The following is a 22,305-nucleotide window of genomic DNA, read 5'->3' on the forward strand; positions in this document are numbered from 1 at the left end:
GGAGAATCCCATGAAATACCTCTGCCTGATCTATAGCAACGAACAGGTGCTGCACGATTCGCCCGACAGCCCCAAGGACCCGGAATGTTTCGCCTATGGCCAATCCGTGCAGGCCAGCGGGCGCATGCTCGCCGCCGAGCCGCTGGAGTCGGTGAGCACCGCCACCACCGTGCGCATGCGCAATGGCAAGTTGTCGATCACCGACGGACCGTTTGCCGAAACCAAGGAGCAGCTCGCCGGGTTTTACCTGATCGAAGCCAAGGACCTGAATGAAGCGATCCAGGTGGCCGGCGGCATACCGGCGGCCCGGGTCGGCAGTGTGGAAGTGCGCCCCGTGCGTGAATTGAATCTCTGATCACAACAATAAAACCCAGGAGGTTTCCCATGAGCATTCAACCCAAACCCGCCGAATTTGAACTGTCCATCAGTCGCTTGATTGATGCCCCTCGCAGCCGCGTGTTTCGCGCCTGGACCGAGCCGGCCTTGTTGCAGCAGTGGTGGGGCCCACACGGCATGACCACTCCCGAGTGCGAAATGGACCTTTGGGTGGGTGGGCAATTTCGCACGCTGATGCGCGCGCCGGACGGCAGCGAATACCCAACCCAGGGCGTATTCCTGGAGATTACCGCCCCCAGTCGGCTGGTGTTTACCGACGCCTTCACCCCCGGCTGGATCCCTTCGGGCCAGCCATTCATGACCGCAGAAGTTACCTTTGAAGACGTCGACGGCAAAACCCTCTATACCGCCCGCGCCATGCACTGGAGCGCCGAAACCAAGCAGGCCCACGAAGCCATGGGCTTTCACGAGGGCTGGGGACAGAGCCTCGACCGGCTGGTGACGCTGGTGACCGAAGGCCTGCGCGATTGACGGTGCAGGCCCGGGTTGAAGCGGTTTATCGCAGCGAATCGCGGCGCATCCTGGCGACCCTGATTCGCTTGCTTGGCGATTTCGACCTGGCTGAAGAAGCCTTGCACGAGGCGTTCTTCGTCGCAGTCGAGCGCTGGGGGCAGGACGGTGTGCCGGATAACCCCCGGGCCTGGCTGGTCTCGACCGGGCGCTTCAAGGCCATCGACCGTTTACGTCGCCAGGCGCGTTTTACCCCGTTGTTGCAGGCGCAAGCTGATGCGCTGGAAGCGGCAGACTGGAGCGTTGAAGACGTGGAAGACGACCGCTTGCGCCTGATCTTCACCTGCTGCCACCCGGCCCTGGCGGCGGATGCCCAGGCGGCGCTGACCTTGCGTGAGATCTGCGACCTCACCACCGAGGAAATCGCCCGGGCGTTTCTCGCCACGCCCACTACCATCGCCCAGCGCATCGTGCGGGCCAAGGGCAAGATCCGCGAAGCGAAGATCCCCTATCAGGTGCCATCCCTGGCGGAGTTGCCCGAGCGCCTGGACAGTGTGCTGCGGGTGATTTACCTGGTGTTCAACGAAGGCTATTCGGCGTCAATGGGCGCCGACCTGACCCGTGAAGACCTGACCCGCGAAGCGATTCGCCTGGGCCGCTTGCTGATGGAGTTGTTGCCGGAGCCGGAAGTGATGGGCTTGCTGGCGCTGATGTTGCTCCACCAATCCCGGCGCCCGGCACGCACTTCGGCCGGCGGTGAGTTGGTGTTGCTGGATGAGCAGGACCGTTCGCTGTGGGATGCGTCATTGATTGCTGAAGGATGCGCCCTGGTGGAGAAATCCCTGACCACACGCCGCTTCGGGCCCTACAGCCTGCAGGCAGCGATTGCGGCGGTACACGCTGAAGCCGTGAGCGCCGATGAGACTGATTGGCCGCAGATCGTCGGGCTGTATGACGTGTTGCTTGGAGCGATGCCATCGCCGGTGATCGAGCTAAATCGCGCGGTGGCCGTTGCGATGCGCGATGGAGCGCAGGCCGGTTTGCAATTGGTGGACGGCATTCTGGCGCGGGGGGAGTTGGTGGACTATCACCTGGCGTACTCGGCGCGGGGCGAGTTTTGTCGGCGATTGGGCCGAGTGGAGGACGCGCGGCGAGCGTTTGAACGGGCGCAGGCATTGACCCAGCAAGTGCCCGAAAAGCGCTTTATCGAGCGGCGTCTGGCCGAACTCAAATAGTGCAGGCGCCGGAGATCCAAATGTGGGAGCGGGCTTGCTCGCGAATGCGGTGTGTCAGTCAACATTTCAGTGACTGATCCACCGCATTCGCGAGCAAGCCCGCTCCCACATTTGTTCGATGTTGTCTTGATGAATGAGTTACGGCTGCTGACGCGTCGCCGCCAACACGATCTCGCGAATGCACACATGCTGCGGCTGCTGGTAGGCATAGGCAATCGCCGAAGCCACATCATCGGCGCTCAGCACGGTGCCGCCCATGTCCTGTTTCCACGCCTGGTAGCCGGTCTTGATGGCTTCGTCGGTGGTGTGGCTCAGCAATTCGGTTTCCACCGCGCCCGGCGCAATGGTGATCACACGCACATTGTGCGGCGACATTTCTTCCCGCAGGTTTTCCGAAATTCCATGCACGGCGAACTTGGTGCCTACATAGGCGACGTGGTTGGGGAAGGTCTTGCGCCCGGCTACCGAGCTGACGTTGATGATGGTGCCACCCTTGCGCTCGACCATGCTGCCGGCCACCGCATGGATGCCGTTCAGCAGGCCCTTTACGTTGACGTCGAGCATCTGCTCCCACTGTGCCGGGTCCTGTTCGCTGACCGCGCCCAGCAGCATCACGCCGGCATTGTTGATGAGTGCATCGGCCGGGCCGAATTGCGCTTCGGCTTCTTTCACCGCCGCCACCAGCGCAGCGCGGTCGGTGATGTCGACACCGCGGCTCAAGGTGTTCGGCAACTCCAGCGCATTCAGCCGGTCGATGCGGCGGGCCAGCAGCAACAGCGGGTGGCCGGCAGCCGACAGCAAGCGCGCGGTGGCTTCGCCAATGCCCGAACTGGCGCCGGTAATGATGATCAATGGCTTGCTCATGGTGGAACTCCTGAAATAAGAAAAACAAATAACTGAGCGTGGAGCGCAGTATATTTAGCCCTCGGCTGGCTGAAAAATGCCTTATTCCTCTGTCTGTCATCGGTATTAACTATGGATGTGCGTCATCTCAAGGCGTTTCTCGCGGTATTCGAGGAACGCAATATCACCGCCGCCGCCCAGCGCCTGTTCATCAGCCAGCCGACGTTGTCGGTGACTATCAAGCAACTGGAAGAAGAACTGGGCGTGGCGCTGTTTCTGCGCCAGCCTCGTGGGGTCGAGGTCAGTGACGAGGCGCGGGTGCTGTACCCGCAAGCCCGGCGCATGGTGGCCGAGGCCGATGCGTTGAGCCGACTGTTTCGCGGGCGCGAAAACCGCATCGCCCTGGAACTGGGGGTGGAAGGCGATATTGCCGACAGCCAGATAGAAACCTTCCTGCGCATGGCGCACCAGGGCCTGCCGGGTTTGCTGCTGACCTTGCAGGAAGGCTGCGAAGGAGAAGGGCGCCTGGCGGTAGAGGAAATGTGCTGCGAGGACGAATTATTCCTGCCGCTTTGGGAAGAGTCCTACGTGATGGCACTGCCGATTGCGCACCCGATGGCGGCGGGCGGCAAGGAGCAGGCCTGGGCGCCGATCGAAGACTGGATCACCTGCCCGCAGCATGATTCCCACCAACGGCTGATGGCCTTGTACGGCCGCTCGCCCCAGGCGGTGGCCGGGCATGCCGGTTCGTTGACCCAGGCATTGCACATGGTGGCGGCCGGTGTCGGCGTGGCGATGTTGCCGCAGTCGCTGGCGGCGGAGCGGGCCGGGGTGGTGATTCGCCCTTGGCACCTGCCGGCACCGACGCGCCGGGTGGGGTTGTGCTTTGCCGCCCAGGCCCTGGAGTTGCCGGCGTTGCGGGCCTTGCATGAGTATTTCCAGAACAACCGCCCGCCGCAGATTGAAGCCGCCTGACGGCGCCTTTGAATTCACCGCAAATTCAATGTAGGAGCTGGCTTGCCTGCGATAGCGGTGGTGACTGACACACCGCTATCGCAGGCAAGCCAGCTCCCACATTTGATCTTCATTGTTGCGAATAGTGTGTTCCGCCGTTATTCCAGCATCTTGCCCAGCAACCAACTGCCGGCCGGGCCGGGCGGATGCTGGCGTGACCACAACGCGTCCACCGCCACCGAGCGCGGCCAGCCCCGGGCCTTGATTTCACACAGGTGGTCGCCGCCAAACCGCTCCACCAGCCAGCGCGGCAGCGGTGCCCAGCCAAAACCCAGCTGTGCCATTTCCATCAGCATCAGGTAACTGGGCGCTGACCACACCCGGCCCAGGCCGCGGGTTTCATTCGGGTTGATGATGCTCGCCAGGCGCAGTTCGCGGTGTTGTTCCAGGGTTTGCTGGTCGATGTCCGCAAGGTTCGCCAGCGGATGTCTGGGTGAGACAAACAGCGCGATTTCCGTGCGCTCTTCCACGGTGGTGCTGGTGAGGTCCGGCGGGTAAACCTCCTGCATCTCGATAAACGCAATCTGCGCCCGGCCACTTTGCACCAGGGCGATCAAGTCTTCGCATTCGGCGATCAGGCATTCCAGCTCCAGGTCCGGGTAGCGCTGCTCGAAGGCGCTGAGGGCGGTTTCGAAACGGTCCGACTGGTACGTATCGGACATCGCGATACTCAACTTCGGCTCCAACCCCTGGGACAACTGGCTGGCCGCCAACTCCAGGCGGCTGCTGGCTTCCAGCACCTGCTCGGCGCGTTGCAGCAGCACATGCCCGGCCGGGGTCAGCGTGGGCTTGCGGCTGCTGCGATCAAACAGCACCACATCCAGGTCAATCTCCAGGCTGGCCACCGCCGCGCTGACGGTGGACTGGCTCTTGCCCAGCTTGCGCGCCGCCGCTGAAAACGAACCGTGGGTCGCCGCCTGCACAAACGCCTGAAGCACTTCGTGGGATGCCATGACTATCGCCTTGATCGATGGTTACTGGTTATGAAGTATCGAGTCAAAGGGTAATGATGGCAACCATCGTCACTCACGGAGAACGGGTCATGACACCCACCAAGTCGATTACTGAACGCGTTTGGCAGGCCATTGGTTTTGAAGGATTGGCCTTGTTGATCTGTACACCGCTGCTGGCGTGGATCATGGATAAACCGGCCCTGGAGATGGGCGTCGTGACCTTGGCCATCAGCCTTATGGCACTGGCCTGGAACGTGATTTTCAACGGCCTGTTCGACCGTCTCAAGGCGCGCCTGCAACTGTCCGGCGGGGTGTGGACCCGCGTGCTGCATGCGTTGATGTTTGAAGGCGGGCTGGTGGCGATCTGTGTGCCGTTGATTGCCTGGTGGCTGAACATCAGCCTGATGCAGGCGTTTATCCTCGACATCGGCGTGTTGCTGTTTTTCCTGCCATACACCTACGTGTATCACTGGGCGTATGACGCCGCGCGGGAGCGGATTATGCAGAAACGGATGCGCACCGCGTAGGAGCCCGGCTTGCCGGCGATGGCGATTTTGGATACGTCATCGCCGGCAAGCCAGCTCCTACAGGGGTTGTAGGGCGGCCACAAAATCGAGGAACGCCCGCATCTTGGCCGCTGGCAAGTGCCGCGACGGGTAGAAGGCATACAACGGGAAGCGCTCGTCGGGCCAGTCGGGAAACAACTCGATCAACGCGCCGGATTCCAGCGCCGGTGCCAGCCCAAGGTCGAGCATTTGCGCCACGGCATGGCCGTGTTCGCACACGCTGTACAAGGTCCCTGCATCGTTGACCACCAGCCGCCCGCTGGTGGCGATGTTGACCTGCTCGCCCGGTCGGTGGAATTCCCAGCCAAACGGCCGGCCGGTCTGGGAGTCGCGAAAGTCGATGCACACGTGCTGGCCGTCTTCCAGGTCCTTGGGGTGTGAAGGGCGACCATGCCGCTCGAGATAAGCTGGCGAGGCCAACGTCAGCACTCGCACTTCCATCAGCTTGCGGGCGATCAGCGAGGACGATTGCGGAATGCCAAAACGGATGGCCAGGTCAAAGCCATCCGCCACCAGGTCCCCGAGTTGATCCCGCGTGTGCAGGTCCAACTGCAGCTGCGGGTATTGGCTCATGAATTCACCCAGCACCGGCCCCAGCACCAGCCGCGAAAAGTACGGGTCGATGTTCACCCGCAACCGCCCGCGAACCGTCAGGGCGCTGTCGGCCGCCGAGCTGGCGGCTTCTTCCAGGCCGGCCAGCAGCGGGGCGATTTCCTGGTAGAAACGCCGACCTTCGTCGGTCAATTGCACCGAGCGGGTAGTGCGGTCGAACAGGCGGATGCCCAAGCGTTTTTCCAGCCGCGAAATGGCCCGGCTGACCCCCGAAGGCGTCATCTCCAGGCTGTCGGCGGCGCGGGCGAAACTGCCGCTGTCGACCACGGCGGCCAGTACGCCCATGCCGCCGGCCAGTCCTGGATCAAAACTCATGGGTGATTGCCTGTCAGGTATCCGAAAGCATTGATGCTAGCGGAGAATCCGAGCGCGTTACAGAAACATCCCGCCCGAGGCCTCGACCCGTTGCCCGGTGATCCAGTTGCTGCCGTCGGCCAGCAGGGTGGAAATCGCTCCGCCAATGTCATCCGGCAAGCCCGCGCGACCGAGGGCGGTGTTGTTGGCGACCATCGCGTTCACGTCCGGATTGTCGCGCACCACGCCGCCGCTGAAGTCGGTGGCAATCGCGCCGGGGGCCAGGGTGTTGACGGTGATGCCACGGGCACCCAGTTCCTTGGCCTGGTAGCGGGTCAGCACTTCCACCGCGCCTTTCATCGAGGCGTAGGCCGAATAACCCGGCAGGCTGAAGCGCGCCAGGCCGCTGGAGATATTGATGATGCGGCCACCGTCACTGATCAGCGGCAGCAGTTTCTGGGTCAGGAAAAACGGGCCCTTGAAGTGGATCGCCACCAGTTGGTCGAACTGCGCTTCGGTGGTGTCGGCGAAGCTGGCGTGGGCGCCGATCCCGGCGTTGTTGATCAGGAAGTTGAAGTGCGCCTGGCCGAACACGTCCTTCAATACCGAGCCGACCTGGGCGGTGAACGCCTCGAAGGTGGAACTCTGGCTGACGTCCAGTTGCAGCATGGCTGCCTTGCCGCCCAGCGCTTCGACTTGGGCGACCACAGCCTGGGCTTCGTCCGCCGCGCTGTTATAGGTACCGATAATGTCGACGCCTTGTGCCGCCAGGTGCAGCGCAGCGCTTTTGCCCAGGCCGCGGCTGGCGCCGGTGATGAGTGCGATTTTACGGGTCATGGTGAAGTCCTCGGGGCGTGTGATGGTTCGTGGGACTGAGTGTATTTGTCCGGCCATAACGTGATAAACAGAGCTATGCCGGAATCACTGGCCGGATAAGGCGAACAATCCCATGAACAAACTAGAGTTGCTGCGTACCTTCGTGCGCGTCACCGAACTGTCGAGTTTCACCCAGGCGGGCGAGAGCCTGGGCTTGCCGCGCTCCACGGTTTCCGAGCATGTGCAGGCGCTGGAAGAGTTGCTGGGCGCGCGCCTGTTGCAGCGCACCACGCGCAAGGTCCAGGCGACCCAGGACGGGCGCGTGCTGTATGAGCGCAGCAAGGATTTGCTGTCGCACATGGAAGAGCTGGAAGGCTTGTTTCGCCAGGATGAAGCGCAGCTGGCGGGGCGCATTCGGGTGGACATGCCCAATGTCATGGCCCGGGAATTGATCCTGCCGCGCCTGCCCGAGTTCATGGACCTGCACCCGCTGATCGAGCTGGAAATCAGCAGCACCGACCGCCAGGTTGATTTGCTGGCGGAAGGTTTCGACTGCGTCTTGCGCGTCGGTGCGCAGCCGGACCAGTCGGTGGTAGCCCGCTTGTTGTGCAGCATGCCGATGATCAACTGCGCCAGTGCTGCGTACCTGAAGCGTTACGGCGTACCCAGGACGCTCGCTGATTTGGCTCACCATCAACTGGTGCATTACGTACGCCCGCTGGGCTCACGCTCCCCAGGGTTTGAATACATACAAGGCAACAAGGTGCAGCGGATTCCCATGGCCGGGCGCGTCACGGTCAACAGCACCGACGCTTACCGGGCGGCGTGCATCGGTGGCTTTGGCCTGACCCAGGTGCCCGCCCTGGGCATTCACGATCAACTGGCCAGCGGCGAGTTGGTGGCGGTGCTGCCGGACTATCCGGCGCCGGCACTGGACGTGTCCCTGCTGTACGCCGGCCAACGGCATTTGCCGCTGCGGGTGCGGGTGTTCATGGATTGGCTGGCCGCCACCTTGCAGGCTGCTTTCAACGCCGGGCAGACAACTGCTGCGGCGCCAGGAATGCATCATGGAAGTAATCCCGAAACGCCTGCATCGCCGGAGTGAAATCGCGCTCGCGGTGCCAGGCCAGGCCGACGCTCATGGGCGTGACCTTGTCGGTGACGCTCACGGTTTCGATGCGTTTGCCTTCCAGTGACCACGGGCGATGCACCAGGTCTGACAAGATCGCCACGCCGCTGCCGTTGGCGACCATGCTGCGCACTGCCTCCACCGAACTGGTGCGCAGCCGCACCGTGGGGGTTTGCCCGGCCTGTTCCCAGTAGCGCATGGCGCTTTGTTCGGCTTCGTCAACGGTGAGGAAAATGTACGGCTCCCTGGCCACATCGGCGAGGCTCACGGCGGGGCGTTCGCACAACGGGTGATGGCTGGGCAGCCACAGGCGGCGTTCGGAGTTGAAGAGGATTTCCGAGACGATATCCGCGTGGGTGAGGTTGGCGGTGAGCACCACGGCCATGTCGAACTGGCCGTTGAGCAGGCCGTGTTCGATGGCCTGGCGTTCCTGTTCGAAGACCTCGATGGTCACGTCCGGGTGCCAGTGTTCCATGCGCTGCAAGTGGTGCGGCAGGAAGTAACCGAGCACGGTGTAGCTGGCGGCCACCCGCAATACGCCGCTGGCGCGGTAGTCCGGCAGCGGGCTGTTCAGGGCATCGTCGACGCTGCGCACAATCACATACGCCCGGTTGAGGAAATGCCGCCCGGCGTCGGTCAGGCTCATGCCCTGGGCCGAGCGCACGAATAGCTGCGCGCCGAGCATCGCTTCCAACTCCTTGATCGCGGTGGTCACCGCCGATTGGGAGATGTTCAGGTGAATCGCCGCCTGGGAGATCTGGCCGATTTCGGCGGTGGCGACGAAGTAGCGGATTTGGCGCAGGGTCAGGGACATTGTTTCTCCGCTCGCTCCCACGCTCTGCGTGGGAACGATCAGTATCGGGTATCTGATTTTCAGAAGATGGGCCATCTGATAATAGATCTTCCCAAGGGGTCAAGCCGCAGCCTAATTTCCATTGCAAGAACTTCAACGGAGCGACCCCGATGCAGGCAGTGGATTTCAATTCGGACATGGGCGAAGGCTTCGGCCCCTGGACCATCGGCGATGGCGTCGACAGTGAACTGATGGCCTACATCAGCTCGGCCAACATCGCCACCGGCTTTCACGCCGGCGACCCGGGCACCATGCGCCGTACCGTCGAACGCGCCAAGCAGTTGGGCGTGGCGATTGGCGCGCACCCGGGTTTTCGCGACCTCGTAGGTTTCGGCCGACGCCATATCAACGCCCCGGCCCAGGAGCTGGTGGACGACATGCTCTATCAACTCGGCGCCCTGCGGGAAATCGCCCGGGTGCAGGGCCTCACGCTGCAACACATCAAGCCCCACGGCGCGTTGTACATGCATCTGGCGCGGGACGAAGAAGCGGCGCGGCTGTTGGTGGAAAACCTGCAACGCCTGGAACCCACGCTGTTGCTGTACTGCATGCCCAACTCGGTGATCTGGCGCATTGCCAAGGAACTCGGCCAGCCGGTGGTGCGGGAGTTTTATGCCGACCGTGAGTACGATCTCACCGGCTCCATCGTGTTTACCCGCAATGTGCGGGCGCTGGATCCGGCGACGGTTGCGGCGCGTGTCCTGCGTGCCTGCCAGACCGGCCTGGTGCGCACGGTTGAAGGCGAAGACCTGTTTATCGAATTCGATTCCATCTGCCTGCATAGCGACACCCCCGGCGCCCTTGAACTGGTGGAAGCCACCCGTGAAGCGCTGGATCAGGCGGGCATCGTAGTGCGCACACCCCGCTGACCGACACCGGTGCCCAGACACCGGGTCTGATTGATTTTTTGCCTGCCTTTCTACAATGATTCCAAGAGGAACAGACATGGCTGAATCTTCCCCGATCCGCTACAGCTTTGGCGGTGATGAACACCTGTTTGCCGAGGTCAGCGAGAGCATGTCCCTGGAGGCTTTCTTCAAGGGCATGGCCGTCACCCGTGCGGTGGAACGCCTGGCCCTGGACGGTGTGCTGGACGTCTGCCTGGCAAATGCCTCGTTCCAGATTCGCTTCGACCCGGACCGCATCGCGCCCCACGTGCTGCTCGACGCGGTACAAAGCGCCGAAGCCCAGGCCGTGGCCGAACGCACCTTGCACACCCGTATCATCGAAATCCCGGTGCTGTACAACGACCCCTGGACCCATGAAACCCTGATGCGCTTTCGCGACCGTCATCAGGACCCGACCGGTACCGACCTGGAATACGCAGCGCGGATCAACGGCCTGGCGGATGTGGACGCGTTTATCGCGGCCCACAGTGGCGCGCCGTGGTTTGTCTCGATGGTGGGGTTTGTGGCGGGCTTGCCGTTCATGTTCCAGATGGTGGAACGCGAGCGGCAGTTGCAGGTGCCCAAGTACCTGCGCCCACGCACCGACACGCCGAAATTGACCCTCGGCCACGGCGGCTGCTTTGGCTGTATCTATTCGGTACGCGGCGCCGGCGGTTACCAGATGTTCGGCGTCACCCCGGCGCCGATCTACGACCCGCAACAGCAACTGGCTTACCTGAAAGAGCACATGGTGTTCTTCCGCCCCGGCGACATCGTGCAGTTCAAACCCATGGACCGCGACGCCTATGACCTGGCCGTGGCAGAAGTGGACGCAGGGCGCTTCGACCTGCGCATCCGCCCGGTGGAGTTTTCCCTCGACGCCTTTCTCGCCGACCCCATCGGCTACCCGAAAACCCTGCAGGAGGCGCTGGCATGATCAAGGTACTCAAACCCGGCCTCGCCACCTCCGTGCAGGATCTTGGCCGCGAAGGTTATTACCACCTCGGCATCCCGCCATCCGGCGCCCTGGACCAATACGCGTTGAGCGCGGCCAACCACCTGGTGGGCAACCCCATCGGCGCTGCCGGGCTGGAATGCACGTTGATCGGGCCGGAGCTGGAGTTTCAGCAGGATGCCCTGGTGGCGTTGTGCGGGGCGCTGATGTCGCCGCGCCTGGACGGCGTAGTGGTGCATCAGGACACCGCGTTTGAAGTGCGGGCCGGGCAAGTGCTGCGCTTTGAATTTCCCAGGGCCGGCGCGCGGACTTACCTGGCGGTGGCCGGTGGTATCGACGTGCCGCTGGTATTGGGCAGCCGGTCCACTTACACCCTGGGTGCGTTGGGCGGGTTTCACGGGCGGCGGCTGGTGGAGGGTGATGAACTGCCCGTGGGCGAAGCCAGCGGCAAAGGCCGGGCGGGGAACAGTTTGCCCATGGCGTTGCGCCAATCGGTGGGTGGGGACGTGACCCTGCGGGTGGTGCCGGGGCTGTATTACGAGCGCCTGACGCCCGCCGCCAAGAGCAGCTTTTTTGCCGAGCCCTGGACGGTAGGGTCGGAGGCCGACCGCATCGGCTATCGCTTCAAGGGCGGCAATGCCTTGAGCTTTCAGCCACGGGAACAGCCGTTTGGCGCCGGGTCCGATCCGTCGAACATCGTCGACAGTTGCTACCCCATCGGTTCGATCCAGGTGCCGGCGGGTCTGGAGCCGATCGTGCTGCACCGGGACGCGGTGTCGGGCGGGGGCTACGCGATGATTGGCACGGTGATCAGTGCCGACCTGGATCTGATCGGGCAGATGCAACCGAACCAGCGGGCGGGGTTTGTGGCGGTGACGCTGGAGGAAGCGTTGGAGGCGCGGCGGGTGTACAAGAAGCGGCTGAAGCTGATGGGCGGGTTGTTTAGCACCTGAACTCACCACTGAACCCAATGTGGGAGCGGGCTTGCTCGCGAAAGCGGAGTGTCAGTCAATAAGTCTGTGACTGAGCCACCGCATTCGCGAGCAAGCCCGCTCCCACATTTTTATCGGGTTGTGTCAGAACAATTGGGTGAATAGCCAGTACAGGCTACCCGATAACAGAATCGCCGCCGGCAAGGTCAGCACCCAGGCCATCAGCAAGTTGCGGATGGTCTTCATCTGCAAGCCACCGCCGTTCGCCACCATGGTCCCGGCCACACCCGACGACAACACATGGGTGGTGGACACCGGCAAGCCATACATGTCTGCCGCGCCGATGGTCAGCATTGCCACCATCTCGGCGGATGCGCCCTGGGCGTAGGTCAGGTGAGTCTTGCCGATCTTCTCGCCCACCGTCACCACGATACGTTTCCAGCCGACCATGGTGCCGAGCCCGAGGGCGATGGCCACGGCGATCTTGACCCACAGCGGGATAAACCGTGTGGCGTTGTCGATCTGTTGCTTGAACAGTTGCAGCTTGTTCTGGGTGTCGGCGTCGAAGTTGCCGACCTTGCCCTTGTCCATCAGGCGGATGGTTTCGCTGGTCAGGTACATGTCGTTACGCACGTTGCCCACGGCCTCGGCCGGAACGGCGGCGAGGGAGCCGTAGCTCTTCACTTCCTCACCGATATGCCCGGTGATGGCCGCCAGGGCGGGCACCAGTTCCGGGGTGGCTTCCTTGGTGCGTACGTAGGTCGACAAGGTGCCGCGAGAGTCGGCGGGGGCCAGTTGCGGCGCCGCTTTTACCAGGGCGGCCTGGGTGACTTCGGCCACCGCGGCAAACTGCAACGACTCACCGGCCGGCATGGTGCGGTTCAACGCGTAGGCCATCGGCAGGGTGCCCACCAGGATCAACATGATCAGGCCCATGCCCTTCTGGCCATCGTTGGAACCATGGGCGAACGACACACCGGTGCAGGTGGCGATCAGCATGCCGCGAATCCACCAAGGCGGCGGGGTATCGCCTTTTGGCGCTTTGTACAGCGAGCGGTTTTTCACGAAGGCCCGCAGCGCCAGCAACAGCAGGGCAGCGAAGGCGAAGCCGATCAGCGGCGACAGCAGCAGCGCATAACCGATCTTGATCGCCTGGCCCCAGTCCACACCGCTGGTGCCGTCGCGGCCATGCATCAGTGCGTTGGCCACGCCCACGCCGATGATCGAGCCGATCAAGGTGTGGGACGACGACGCCGGCAACCCCAGCCACCAGGTGCCGAGGTTCCACAGGATCGCGGCGATCAACAGCGCGAAGATCATCGCAAAGCCGGCCGAGGAGCCGACCTGCAAAATCAGCTCTACCGGCAGCAGGGCGATGATGCCGAACGCCACCGCGCCGCTGGATAGCAGCACGCCGAGGAAGTTGAAAAAGCCCGACCACACCACCGCGAAATGCGGTGGCAATGAGTTGGTGTAAATCACCGTGGCCACCGCGTTGGCGGTGTCGTGGAAGCCGTTGACGAACTCGAAGCCCAGGGCGATCAACAGCGCCACGCCCAGCAGCAGGAACGGCGTCCAAGTGGTGACCACCGTGCCCAGCTCGTGCATGTCGTGCATCAGGCTGTAGGCGGTGAACAACAGGCCCATGGCGAGTACGGCGAAGAAAATGATCACCGTCACCAGGCCCGGTTTTTTGTCCAGGCGCGGTTTGGGATCGTTGGTGACGGAGGCGGTGGAGGCGGTCAGCGAAGGGGTTGCCATGCCGGAACATCCAGTGTTGAGGGAGGATATCCGTCATGATCGTTGCAGAATGTTACAGAGATGCTGCGGCAAATCAGTGTTTAGGGAATTGAAGTTGCCGCCGGTCTATAAAACACCGCCGATAAAATGTGGGAGCTGGCTTGCCTGCGATAGCGGTGTATCAGTCACCACCGCTATCGCAGGCAAGCCAGCTCCCACATTGATCGCATTTCAAATTCAATAATCCTTGCGCTTGCGAAACGCCCAGCGCCCGGCAATCAGGGTAAACGTTGCCACCAGCGCCACCAGAATCCAGAAGCCTTCCGGGTCTGTAGAAAGCGGCACACCACCAACGTTCATGCCAAAAAAACCGGCAATGATGTTGATCGGCAACGCCAGCACCGTGACCACGGTCAGGGTGAACAACGTGCGGTTGCTCTGTTCGTTGAGGTTGGCGGCGATCTCTTCCTGCAGCAGCTTGATGCGCTCACCCAACGCCATCAGGTCGTTGATGATCAGCGCAAACTCCTCGGTGGATTTGCGCAGCTCTTTCACGTCTTCCTTCTGCAGCCACTGGGGCGGACGATTGAGCAGCCGCAGCAACGAGCCCGGCTCCAGCGCCAGCAACCGTTGCAGGCGCACCAGCACCCGGCGCGCGGCACCCAGTTCGGCGCGGTTGGTGGACAGGCGTGACGACAGCAACTGGTCCTCGATCTGGTCGACGCTGAGGCTGGTCTTGCGCACGATCTGTGTCAGCACCTCGCCCTGGTCCCGCAGCAAATGCACCAGCAGTTCCAGCGGCGAGCGAAAGTGTTCACCGGCCTTAACCGACGAGCGCAGCTTGTCCACCGAATGCAGCGGTTGCAGGCGCGCGCTGATCAGCAGCCGACTGCGGGCGCACACCCATAAGGTGGAAATGTCTGAAGACACCATGCTGCTGAAGTTGAAGACCACGTCGTTGACCACCGCCAGCAAGGCTGAGTCCACGTGTTCGATGCGGGTGGAGCGTGAGCCTTCGTGCAAGGCTTCGAAGAATTCTTCCGGCAGGTTCAGGTGCGCCTGCATCCAGCGCTCACAGGCGGCGTGGGCCAGGTTCAAATGCAGCCAGAGGAATTCGTCGGGGTCACCGGGTTGCTGCAAGGCCGCAAGGGCAGTGGCTGAATCAATCTGTTCGCCCTTTTCACCGGGGCGGAAACGAAAACCGTAGAGCAAGCCAAACAGGTCTGAGTCCTGGTGGCTGTGGTCGATGCTGTGGTTCATGGAGGCTCGCAGGGAAAGTGCCTGTAGGAAATTTCACAGGTTCACTTGAGCGCATCATGGCAACAGGATTTGACGGTTTTGTGACGGTTTGAGGTGGCCGTCAATCGCCCGCGGGCAAACTGAAGCTGAACACCGTGCCGTCCTGCTCGCTGGAAGACACTTCCAGCCGCCCGCCATGGGCGTCGGCAATCTGTTTGACGATGTACAACCCCAGGCCCAGCCCGGCCTGGGGCAAGGCGCCCGTCGGTCGGGAGTAGGGCTGGAACAGCAGCGGCATGGCTTGCTCACTGATCAGCCCAAGGTTTTTCACCGTTAACTCAAACGTGCCGGCGTTGACCTGCGCACTGACCTCAACCGGCCCTTCGGGACTGCCGTGGCTGATGGCGTTGGCCACCAGGTTGGAGAGCAGTTGCGCCAGCCGCTCGCGGTCGCCTTTCACACCCTTGAGATTGCCGATGCGGGCGTGAATCAGCCGCTTTGGATGGACGTGCTGCACCTCTTCCACCACATGCTGCAAAGTGTCTTCAAGCCCAGTGCATTCACTGATGTTGACCGGGATGCCGCTGCCCATTCGCCCGCGGGCAAAGTCCAGTACGTCCTCCACCAGTTGCGAGGCGCGGCGACCGCTGGCCAGCATGTGCCGCACCAGGGTGTCGGTGGCCGGGTCCGGGTGTTTGCGCAGCAGGCGTTCGGCGCCGACGTTGATGGCGAACAGCGGGTTGCGCAGGTCGTGGCCGAGCACGGCGATGAATTGTTCGCGCAGTTCGGCGGTTTCGCGCTCCTGCTGCAGGTCGGCTTCGGTCTGCTGGAGGCTTTCTTCGGCTTCGATCTGCAGCGACAGCACCCGGGCAAACGACTCCATGGTCGACTGGATGGTGCTGCTGCGCAGTTGCGCCGGGTTCGGGTCCAGGGCACAGATGGTGCCGAAGAAACGCCCGTCGGTGCGGAACACCGGCACCGAGATGTAGCTTTCAAAGTGGTAGATACGCGGCGTGTGGTGGTCGCGATACAGCGGGTCTTCGCTGGCTTTGTCGATCACGATCGAGACGTGGGAGTCGCGTATTTCGTGGCACAGGGTGGTGGTCAGGTCCAGCTCGCCACCCACGGGCAGGCCAAAGTCCAGTTGGTCGCGCACAGCGCAGGCGGTCCAGGAATCGTCGGTGACCCGGGCCACGGCCGCAAAACGCAAGCCGGTCATCTCGCTGACTACCTGGAGAATCGCCGGGACGGCGCTGATTCTGCCAATGGTGGCAATGTCGACGGCTTTTTGCCCCATGGCGAACGGTTCCGGTCCTGATGCTGCTGGCGTTGTGCCTTGGCTGATGGTTGGGATTCTAGCGAGCTTGGCGGCGTAAGGTACAAATTCGTTCACGCTAATTAGACTAATTGCTCTTCTGGGCGACGAGCGCGCATAAAAAAGCCGCGCGGCCCGAAGGCGGCGCGGCGTTTTTGCGGTTCAACTCAAGTGTCTTGCTTGTTTTCCAGGACTTCGCCGGTCTTGGCATCCAGCTTCACGTCCCACTTCACGTTGCTGGTGTCACGCAGTTCGGTCTCGTAGACCAGGCGGCCGGCTTTGTCTTCCAGTTCGGTGTCAACGATGGTGGCGCCTTTGTGCTGGGCCACGGCCTTGGCGTTGAGCTTTTCAAAATCCATCACGGCACCGGACTTGAGCAGGCTCGGAATCTGGTCCGGGCGAACATCGGCCTGGGCCAAACCGGCGGTAAGGGTCAAGGCGGCAGCAGCGAACAGAGCGGTCAGGTTTTTCATGATGTGATCCTTTGGGGTGAGCTGTTTAAGTGGGATCAGGTTAACCAGCGCAACTTAACTCACCCTTAAGATTGCGCCGTTTGTTCAATCGGCGGCGAGTGCGGGGTTTCATGCTGGCGTCTCACTTACGGGAGGCACAGATGAAACAGTTAATGGCCTGGGTGTATGCGCCCTTGTTCTGGGCGGGGTTTATCGGGTGGGCGCTGTGGCTGGTGCAGAGGGATGCGCTGCAGTGGCTGGGGCTGGTATTTGTTCTGGCGGTGGCGGTGTCGTTTATCGCCGAGTGGTGGTTGCCCTATGAGCCGCAGTGGAATCGCAACCAGGGTGATCGTCGTCGCGACTTGATTCACGCGTTGGTCAATGAGGGCCTCAATGCGGCGGGGTTGTTGATCTTGCCGGTGCTGACCGCGCTGTTGGCCGTCGACGGTGTATGGCCGCGGGCGTGGCCGCTCTGGGCGCAATTGCTGCTGGCGATCTTCATTGCCGATGCGGGCATCACCCTGATGCATTACGCCAGCCACCGAGTCGCTGCCTTGTGGCGCCTGCACGCGGTGCACCACAGCGTGCAACGGCTGTATGGCTTCAATGGCTTGATGAAGCATCCGTTGCACCAGATGCTGGAAGCCACGGCCGGGTTGGCGCCGTTGATCCTGCTGGGCATTCCCACGGAGGTGGCGCTGCTGCTGGCCCTGGCGATTGCCGTGCAGTTGCTGTTGCAGCATTCCAATGTCGACATGCGCCTGGGGCCGCTGCGCTGGGTGTTCGCCTGGGCGCCGGTGCATCGTTTTCATCACATGAAATATGGCCGGGCTGGGGATGTGAATTTCGGCTTGTTTTTCAATCTGTGGGATTGGCTCTTGGGTACGGCGTTTTACAGACATGACTATCGAATGGGGCAGGGCGACTTGGGGATTGGCAGCCGGCCGGATTTTCCGCGGGAGTATGTGGCGCAGTTGCGCGACCCGTTCAGGACGGTGCGCTTGAGCAAGGAGCCGCCGGTTCCCGTCGGTCTAGTCCAGGATTCGTACGTGCAGGTTGCGCAACGACGCCCCGGCCGTGACGCCAAATAGTTGCTTCATGGTCCGGGAAAAGTGCGCCGAATCGGCGAACCCGGCGCCATGGGCAGCCTCGGTCAAGGTGCTGCCGCCGAGCGCCAGTCCCAGCGCCACTCGCAAGCGCCGCCACAACACCAGGCGACGCACGGGCAAACCCAGTTGGTTGGCGAACAAACGTTTCAGCTGGCTCAACGAAACGTGCGCCGCCTGTGCCAGGGCTTGGGCCGAGACCTTGCCGCTCAGTTGCTGATCCAGCGCCGACAGCGCGCGCTCCACCCTGGCATCTTCCAGTGCGCGTCTCGGCAATTGGCGCAGCGTGCGCTCGAGTGCTTCCAGGGACCGTTCACTGTCGGCCAGGGCGGCCTGCAAAGAGTCGAAGTCAAAGGCGCCGGGTTCGGCATACACCATCAACACCTCACCGTGGGAGTGGAGGATGGCGTGGGGCATTCTGGACGGGATAAACAGGCGATGGGCCGTGATGGCACGGCCATCGAGGCTGGCCGTGACCGGCCCGCCCGGGGAGAACATCAGCTGATGGGCATAGTGTGCATGGGACGCGGTGCGCCCCGGTATGCCCTGGATCAGCCCGTAGTCAGGCCCCAGCCACAGGCGACCTGACCATTCGGGGCTCACTCAGTAACCGTTGTCCTGCAGCAGGTCGGCCACACTCGAGGATGGCCAGCGCTTGTAGTACTTCAGCAGTTCGGCAGCGCGGTTGGTGAAGATGCCATCGACGCCGGCTTTCATGACCTTGTCGAAGTCCACCGGCTCATCCACGGTGTACACGTGCACCAGCAAGCCCTTGTCGTGGGTCAACTGGTTCATCTCGGGTTTGACCAGGTCGGAGTAGCTCTGGTCGCCCAGGTTGGTCAGTTGTGCCGAAGGGCCGGTACCGATGGCGCCCAGGCTCTTGGCCTCGTCGATCCATTTTTCGAACTCGGCGGCGTCCTTCGGCTCCTGCTTGGCGTAGTAGGCGGCTTTGCTCGGCTCGCCGGACTCGGCGAAGGGCACCTTGGATTTCGGTTCGATGCTGCCTTCACCTACCCACAACAGCAGGATTTTCGGGGTGTTGGGCATCTCTTTTTGCAGTTCTTTCAGGCTGTCTTTCTCAAAGGTTTGCAGCACCACGCGGCCCTTGCCCTGGCCGACGCCGATGTTTTTCTGGGCCTGGTTGGAGCCGGTGGAGCTCAACCAGCCTTTATCCAGCAGTTTGTTCTTCAGGTCGGCCTCGATGCCCGGGAATTGCTTCGGCTCCTTGGTTTCGATGTACAGGCCGGGTTTGTGCTGCGGGTTGCCTTCGGCGATCTTGATGATTTCGTCCAGGCTGAGGATTTTCAGGCCGACGAAGCCCGGGCGGGCACGGTCCGGGTAGGCGGCGTTGAACCAGCTGCCGGCGTCCAGGGTTTTAAGCTCGGCCCAGGTGAACTCGTTGGCCGGGCTGTCCTTGCGCTCCGGGAACTTGGTGGCGACGTCGGTGGTGCGTTGCAGGTTGTTGTCATGCAGGGCGAATAGCACGCCGTCCTTGCTGCGCTGCAGGTCCATTTCCAGGTAGTCGGCACCCAGGTCGCGCGCGACCTTGTAGGCGGCGGCGGTGGATTCCGGTGCATCGAAGGAGGCGCCACGGTGGGCAATCACGGCAGGGTGCGGGATGCCTTCGTTGGCCGCGAGTTCGGTAGGGCTGATCGGGCTTGCCGCCTGTGCGTGGCCAAGGCCCAGCATCAGGGCCAGCAGCAGGGCACTCTTGGTAAACGTGACAGGCATATGCGAAGTCCTTTCGTGGAGGTAACTTTGAGAAGGGCTCCTTTTTAACAATTGCTTGCGAATGGCGCTATCACCAAACCGACATTAACGTGTTCACCGGCCATTTTTCTGCACTTTTGTGCGGTGCGATGCAGTACTCTTGCCTTGAATTGCCCCATCAGAGGGCAGATTTTCCTGCCACGCGTGTAAACCATCTTTCCAGTCCAAGTAGGACTTTTCAGTGAGGTTTACCATGCGCATCACCTCCGAGCTTATCTGCCAGGCCGCCGACCAACTCCAGGGTTTTGTCGGCCTGAACCGCAAGACTGGCCAGTACATCGTCCGTTTCAGCGAAGACTCCTTCGGCATGGACGTGGCCGATGACGGCATTATCCCAACCGCCGAGTTTGTCTGGCTGCCGGTCGACGGGCAGGCCATGACCTTGTCCCGCGAGCGGATCCAGTTGTTGCTGGACCAGAACATCGACGATCGCATCAACATCACGGAACCGCTGCGGGTGTACATGCGTCGGGTGGAGATTCCACAGATCAGTGCGGTGCGCAGTCTGGTCAGTTGAGTGCCGCATAGCCCTGCGGCTGGAGCGCTTTTTGTGGCTTGGGAGCTTGCTGTGGCTTGGGAGCTTGCTGTGGCGAGGGAGCTTGCTCCCGCTGGAGTGCGCAGCGCTCCCAAGATTTTGGGGCCGCTTCGCAGCCCAGCGGGAGCAAGCTCCCTCGCCACAGCAAGCTCCCTCACTACAGCAAGCGCCCTCACCACAGAGCCTCCCTTGTCCACATTAAGTGTTTTACACGGGCTGAGGTTTCAGCGCTCGAACGCGTAAGACCGCTCCACCTTGCACACCCGCGTATGGCACGCCGAGTACCAGGTGGCGCGGCCCTGTTCGCGCACCTCAGTGTGTTCGGCGTGCTGCTTCCAGGCCAGGATCGCAGCTTCGCTGCTCCAGTAGGACACCGTGATACCCAGCCCGTCGTCCCCGCGCGCCGATTCCACGCCGAGAAAACCGGGTTGTTGCCGGGCCAGTTCCAGCATGCGGTCGGCGGCTTGTCCGTAACCGTTGTCACCTTCAGTGCGCAATGAACTGAACACCACGGCGTAGTACGGCGGTTTGGGTGTCTTGGCGATCATGCGCAGGCCTTCAGCAGCGCAATGGCCAGCGGCGGGGTGACGTCTTTAAGCGCCGCACGTTCCGGCTGGAACAGGGTGGCGACAAAAAACGGATGGCCCAGCAACTCCACCGCCCGCAGGTCACCCGCCGAGTCATGGCCGCTGGCAATCAGGTCGGCTTCCAGCAATGCGCTTTCGAAGTCTGGATTGATGCCATAGCGGCAACGGTAGCCTTCATGGATATCCAGGGTGGCGTAGGCCTCGGCGATGCGGGTATAGGCCATCAAGCGGATGGTGTCGGTCGCTTCCACCAGCGCACAGGTCAGGGGCGTGAGTACTGCACGGGGCGAATCGGGAGCCAGTTCGCCGTGTTCTGCGTCGGCCCAGCCCAGCACGTTGCGGGCATATTCCAGCACCGCGTGTTGAAAACCGCCGCAGGTGCCGAGGAAAGGGCGCCGCTGTTCACGGGCATAACGGATGGCCAGCAGGGCGCCGTCCAGATCACGGTAAGGGCTGGCGGGGACGCACCAGAAGCCGTCGTAGTGCTGCAGTTGTTCGGTGGATTTGATCGTGTCGGTGGCCAGCCAGTCGAACCGCACCGTCAGGCCCAGCGCCGCGCCGGCCTGTTGCAACGCCAGGGGAATGGCCTGGTGGGCGGTGACCTGTGCATCGTAGTCGCCGATCAGGGCCAGGTGCAGGGTGGTTTTATTCATCGAGGGTATCCGTGGCTTGTTGAGTCCTGGCGCTCACTATAGATTGGCGTTCACGCAATCAATATTGGCGTCAACACATATGTTCAATGCAGCGGCGCACTATCAGATCGACTACCCAGACCTTTCCCTGATCCTCGCCCTGGTGCGCGGCGGCACGCTCGCGCGGGCGGCGGCGTTGCTGCGGGTGGATGTGTCTACGGTGTTTCGCGCGGTGCGGCGGCTGGAGACGGCACTGGGCCAGACGCTGTTCGAAAAGAGCCGCGCCGGCTACCTGCCCACCACCTTGGCCACCACCCTCGCCGAGCAGGCCGAACGTGCCGAACAGGCGCTGGAGGCAGCACGTGTGGGAGTGGAGCAGGGCGGTGAAGTGATCAGCGGTACGGTGCGCCTGACGTGCACGGACTCGGTATTGCAGTCACTGTTGCTGCCGGCCCTGGCGCAGTTCATGCCGGGCTACCCGGCGTTGACCCTGGAGCTGAGCACGTCCAATGACTTTGCCAACCTCAGCCGCCGCGATGCGGATATCGCCCTGCGCCTGACCAAGGCACCGCCCGAGCATCTGGTAGGACGTTGCCTGGGCACGGTGTCGTATCGGGTGTGCGCCAGTGCCGACTATGCCCGCCAGCATGCGGGGGAGGAACTGGCGGCCCTGAACTGGATCGCGCCGGATGACTTCCTGCCGGATCACCCCACCGTCACCTGGCGGCGCCAGCACTTGCCGGGAGTGATGCCGGCCTATCGCTGCAACAGCATGGTTTCGGTAACCGAGTTGGTGCGCGCGGGACTCGGCGTGGCCGCGTTGCCGGATTACCTGCTGGGCACGGGCCTGCAACCGTTGAGCCCGCCGCTGGTGGGGCACGACACCGCCCTGTGGCTGCTGACGCGCCCCGATTGCCGGGCCTTGCGCTCGGTGGTGACGTTATTTGATCAGTTGGGCCAGCATGTGCGCTTGCCGGTGAGATAACTGTGGGAG

The 22,305-nt window shown here is 62.5% G+C and carries 25 protein-coding genes; 12 read left to right on the forward strand and 13 right to left on the reverse strand.

The genetic code is table 11. The features are described 5' to 3' along the window. Positions 1 to 10 precede the first annotated feature (10 nt). From HX807_RS06665 to HX807_RS06675, 3 genes are read left to right on the forward strand one after another with little or no spacing between them, the layout of a single operon-like run. Positions 11 to 355, forward strand: coding sequence for a YciI family protein (locus HX807_RS06665; RefSeq protein WP_003213107.1), 345 nt, complete (start codon positions 11 to 13; stop codon positions 353 to 355). Positions 356 to 384: 29 nt separating this feature from the next. Then, positions 385 to 867, forward strand: coding sequence for an SRPBCC family protein (locus tag HX807_RS06670; RefSeq protein WP_003213108.1), 483 nt, complete (start codon positions 385 to 387; stop codon positions 865 to 867). 2 nt (positions 868 to 869) lie between these two features. Continuing rightward, entirely contained in the window at positions 870 to 2,081 is a 1,212-nt protein-coding gene (locus HX807_RS06675) for an RNA polymerase sigma factor (RefSeq protein WP_177049621.1), read from the forward strand. Between the two features lie 138 nt (positions 2,082 to 2,219). Here the strand turns inward: HX807_RS06675 and HX807_RS06680 are convergent, their stop codons facing one another. Next, positions 2,220 to 2,945 carry an SDR family oxidoreductase gene (locus HX807_RS06680; RefSeq protein WP_008431641.1) on the reverse strand — a complete coding sequence of 242 codons (726 nt, stop codon included), beginning with the start codon at positions 2,943 to 2,945 and terminating at the stop codon, positions 2,220 to 2,222. A gap of 111 nt (positions 2,946 to 3,056) precedes the next feature. Between HX807_RS06680 and HX807_RS06685 the strand changes: the two genes are divergently transcribed. Further along, positions 3,057 to 3,899, forward strand: coding sequence for a LysR family transcriptional regulator (locus HX807_RS06685; RefSeq protein ID WP_003211429.1), 843 nt, complete (start codon positions 3,057 to 3,059; stop codon positions 3,897 to 3,899). A gap of 137 nt (positions 3,900 to 4,036) precedes the next feature. Here the strand turns inward: HX807_RS06685 and HX807_RS06690 are convergent, their stop codons facing one another. Next, positions 4,037 to 4,891, reverse strand: a complete 855-nt coding sequence (locus HX807_RS06690; protein WP_087693158.1) for a LysR family transcriptional regulator — start codon at positions 4,889 to 4,891, stop codon at positions 4,037 to 4,039. Positions 4,892 to 4,980: 89 nt separating this feature from the next. Between HX807_RS06690 and HX807_RS06695 the strand changes: the two genes are divergently transcribed. Then, positions 4,981 to 5,418 (forward strand): multidrug/biocide efflux PACE transporter, encoded by a 438-nt coding sequence (locus HX807_RS06695; RefSeq protein ID WP_087693157.1) that lies wholly within the window; start codon positions 4,981 to 4,983, stop codon positions 5,416 to 5,418. 57 nt (positions 5,419 to 5,475) lie between these two features. On the opposite strand, the gene HX807_RS06700 is transcribed toward HX807_RS06695, so the two are convergent. Both HX807_RS06700 and HX807_RS06705 read right to left on the reverse strand, forming a co-directional pair. After that, positions 5,476 to 6,384, reverse strand: coding sequence for a LysR family transcriptional regulator (locus HX807_RS06700; RefSeq protein ID WP_177049553.1), 909 nt, complete (start codon positions 6,382 to 6,384; stop codon positions 5,476 to 5,478). A 57-nt stretch (positions 6,385 to 6,441) separates the two neighbouring features. Next, complete coding sequence (locus HX807_RS06705; RefSeq protein WP_003211435.1) at positions 6,442 to 7,200, reverse strand: SDR family NAD(P)-dependent oxidoreductase; 759 nt, start codon at positions 7,198 to 7,200, stop codon at positions 6,442 to 6,444. A 112-nt stretch (positions 7,201 to 7,312) separates the two neighbouring features. Here HX807_RS06705 and HX807_RS06710 point away from each other — a divergent pair, with 112 nt between their 5' ends. Then, positions 7,313 to 8,284: a LysR family transcriptional regulator gene (locus HX807_RS06710; protein ID WP_177049555.1), complete on the forward strand. Its 972-nt coding sequence runs from the start codon at positions 7,313 to 7,315 to the stop codon at positions 8,282 to 8,284. Here HX807_RS06710 and HX807_RS06715 read toward each other — a convergent pair. Then, the gene (locus tag HX807_RS06715) at positions 8,205 to 9,122 is read right to left on the reverse strand and encodes a LysR family transcriptional regulator (RefSeq protein ID WP_177019369.1); all 918 of its coding nucleotides are present in this window, start codon (positions 9,120 to 9,122) and stop codon (positions 8,205 to 8,207) included. The genes HX807_RS06710 and HX807_RS06715 overlap by 80 nt on opposite strands. A gap of 149 nt (positions 9,123 to 9,271) precedes the next feature. Between HX807_RS06715 and HX807_RS06720 the strand changes: the two genes are divergently transcribed. The 3 genes from HX807_RS06720 (at position 9,272) to HX807_RS06730 (ending at position 11,956) form a co-directional block, all read left to right on the forward strand. Then, on the forward strand, positions 9,272 to 10,030 hold the full coding sequence (locus HX807_RS06720) for a 5-oxoprolinase subunit PxpA (protein ID WP_177049557.1): 759 nt from the start codon (positions 9,272 to 9,274) through the stop codon (positions 10,028 to 10,030). A gap of 76 nt (positions 10,031 to 10,106) precedes the next feature. Further along, positions 10,107 to 10,985 carry an allophanate hydrolase subunit 1 gene (locus HX807_RS06725; protein WP_008432967.1) on the forward strand — a complete coding sequence of 293 codons (879 nt, stop codon included), beginning with the start codon at positions 10,107 to 10,109 and terminating at the stop codon, positions 10,983 to 10,985. Beyond that, positions 10,982 to 11,956 carry a biotin-dependent carboxyltransferase family protein gene (locus tag HX807_RS06730; RefSeq protein ID WP_003211445.1) on the forward strand — a complete coding sequence of 325 codons (975 nt, stop codon included), beginning with the start codon at positions 10,982 to 10,984 and terminating at the stop codon, positions 11,954 to 11,956. The genes HX807_RS06725 and HX807_RS06730 overlap by 4 nt, the downstream gene beginning before the upstream one ends. Before the next feature lie 123 nt (positions 11,957 to 12,079). Here the strand turns inward: HX807_RS06730 and HX807_RS06735 are convergent, their stop codons facing one another. The 4 genes from HX807_RS06735 to HX807_RS06750 form a co-directional block, all read right to left on the reverse strand. Beyond that, positions 12,080 to 13,696: an inorganic phosphate transporter gene (locus HX807_RS06735; protein WP_008432964.1), complete on the reverse strand. Its 1,617-nt coding sequence runs from the start codon at positions 13,694 to 13,696 to the stop codon at positions 12,080 to 12,082. Between the two features lie 216 nt (positions 13,697 to 13,912). After that, positions 13,913 to 14,935: a transporter gene (locus HX807_RS06740; RefSeq protein ID WP_003211449.1), complete on the reverse strand. Its 1,023-nt coding sequence runs from the start codon at positions 14,933 to 14,935 to the stop codon at positions 13,913 to 13,915. A 100-nt stretch (positions 14,936 to 15,035) separates the two neighbouring features. Further along, positions 15,036 to 16,211 (reverse strand): GAF domain-containing sensor histidine kinase, encoded by a 1,176-nt coding sequence (locus HX807_RS06745; protein WP_003211451.1) that lies wholly within the window; start codon positions 16,209 to 16,211, stop codon positions 15,036 to 15,038. A 185-nt stretch (positions 16,212 to 16,396) separates the two neighbouring features. Next, a complete protein-coding gene (locus HX807_RS06750) occupies positions 16,397 to 16,702 on the reverse strand; it encodes a PepSY domain-containing protein (protein ID WP_003211453.1) in 306 nt (101 codons plus the stop codon). Positions 16,703 to 16,842: 140 nt separating this feature from the next. Here HX807_RS06750 and HX807_RS06755 point away from each other — a divergent pair, with 140 nt between their 5' ends. Beyond that, positions 16,843 to 17,772 (forward strand): sterol desaturase family protein, encoded by a 930-nt coding sequence (locus HX807_RS06755; RefSeq protein ID WP_177049559.1) that lies wholly within the window; start codon positions 16,843 to 16,845, stop codon positions 17,770 to 17,772. On the opposite strand, the gene HX807_RS06760 is transcribed toward HX807_RS06755, so the two are convergent. Both HX807_RS06760 and HX807_RS06765 read right to left on the reverse strand, forming a co-directional pair. Continuing rightward, entirely contained in the window at positions 17,713 to 18,390 is a 678-nt protein-coding gene (locus HX807_RS06760) for a helix-turn-helix domain-containing protein (protein WP_177049561.1), read from the reverse strand. The two genes, HX807_RS06755 and HX807_RS06760, sit on opposite strands and share 60 nt — an antisense overlap. After that, on the reverse strand, positions 18,391 to 19,518 hold the full coding sequence (locus HX807_RS06765) for a glycerophosphodiester phosphodiesterase (RefSeq protein ID WP_177022222.1): 1,128 nt from the start codon (positions 19,516 to 19,518) through the stop codon (positions 18,391 to 18,393). A 232-nt stretch (positions 19,519 to 19,750) separates the two neighbouring features. On the opposite strand from HX807_RS06765, the gene HX807_RS06770 reads away from it, so the two are divergent. Continuing rightward, positions 19,751 to 20,074, forward strand: coding sequence for a DUF2025 family protein (locus HX807_RS06770; protein WP_008432956.1), 324 nt, complete (start codon positions 19,751 to 19,753; stop codon positions 20,072 to 20,074). A 242-nt stretch (positions 20,075 to 20,316) separates the two neighbouring features. Here HX807_RS06770 and HX807_RS06775 read toward each other — a convergent pair whose 3' ends face one another. Both HX807_RS06775 and HX807_RS06780 read right to left on the reverse strand, forming a co-directional pair. Further along, entirely contained in the window at positions 20,317 to 20,640 is a 324-nt protein-coding gene (locus tag HX807_RS06775; RefSeq protein WP_003211463.1) for an antibiotic biosynthesis monooxygenase, read from the reverse strand. Next, complete coding sequence (locus tag HX807_RS06780) at positions 20,637 to 21,332, reverse strand: CTP synthase (protein ID WP_102369737.1); 696 nt, start codon at positions 21,330 to 21,332, stop codon at positions 20,637 to 20,639. The genes HX807_RS06775 and HX807_RS06780 overlap by 4 nt, the downstream gene beginning before the upstream one ends. A 79-nt stretch (positions 21,333 to 21,411) precedes the next feature. Here HX807_RS06780 and HX807_RS06785 point away from each other — a divergent pair, with 79 nt between their 5' ends. Continuing rightward, positions 21,412 to 22,296, forward strand: coding sequence for a LysR family transcriptional regulator (locus HX807_RS06785; RefSeq protein ID WP_177049563.1), 885 nt, complete (start codon positions 21,412 to 21,414; stop codon positions 22,294 to 22,296). Positions 22,297 to 22,305 lie beyond the last annotated feature (9 nt).

It is taken from the genome of Pseudomonas sp. D8002 (assembly GCF_013385695.1).
Lineage (GTDB): Bacteria > Pseudomonadota > Gammaproteobacteria > Pseudomonadales > Pseudomonadaceae > Aquipseudomonas.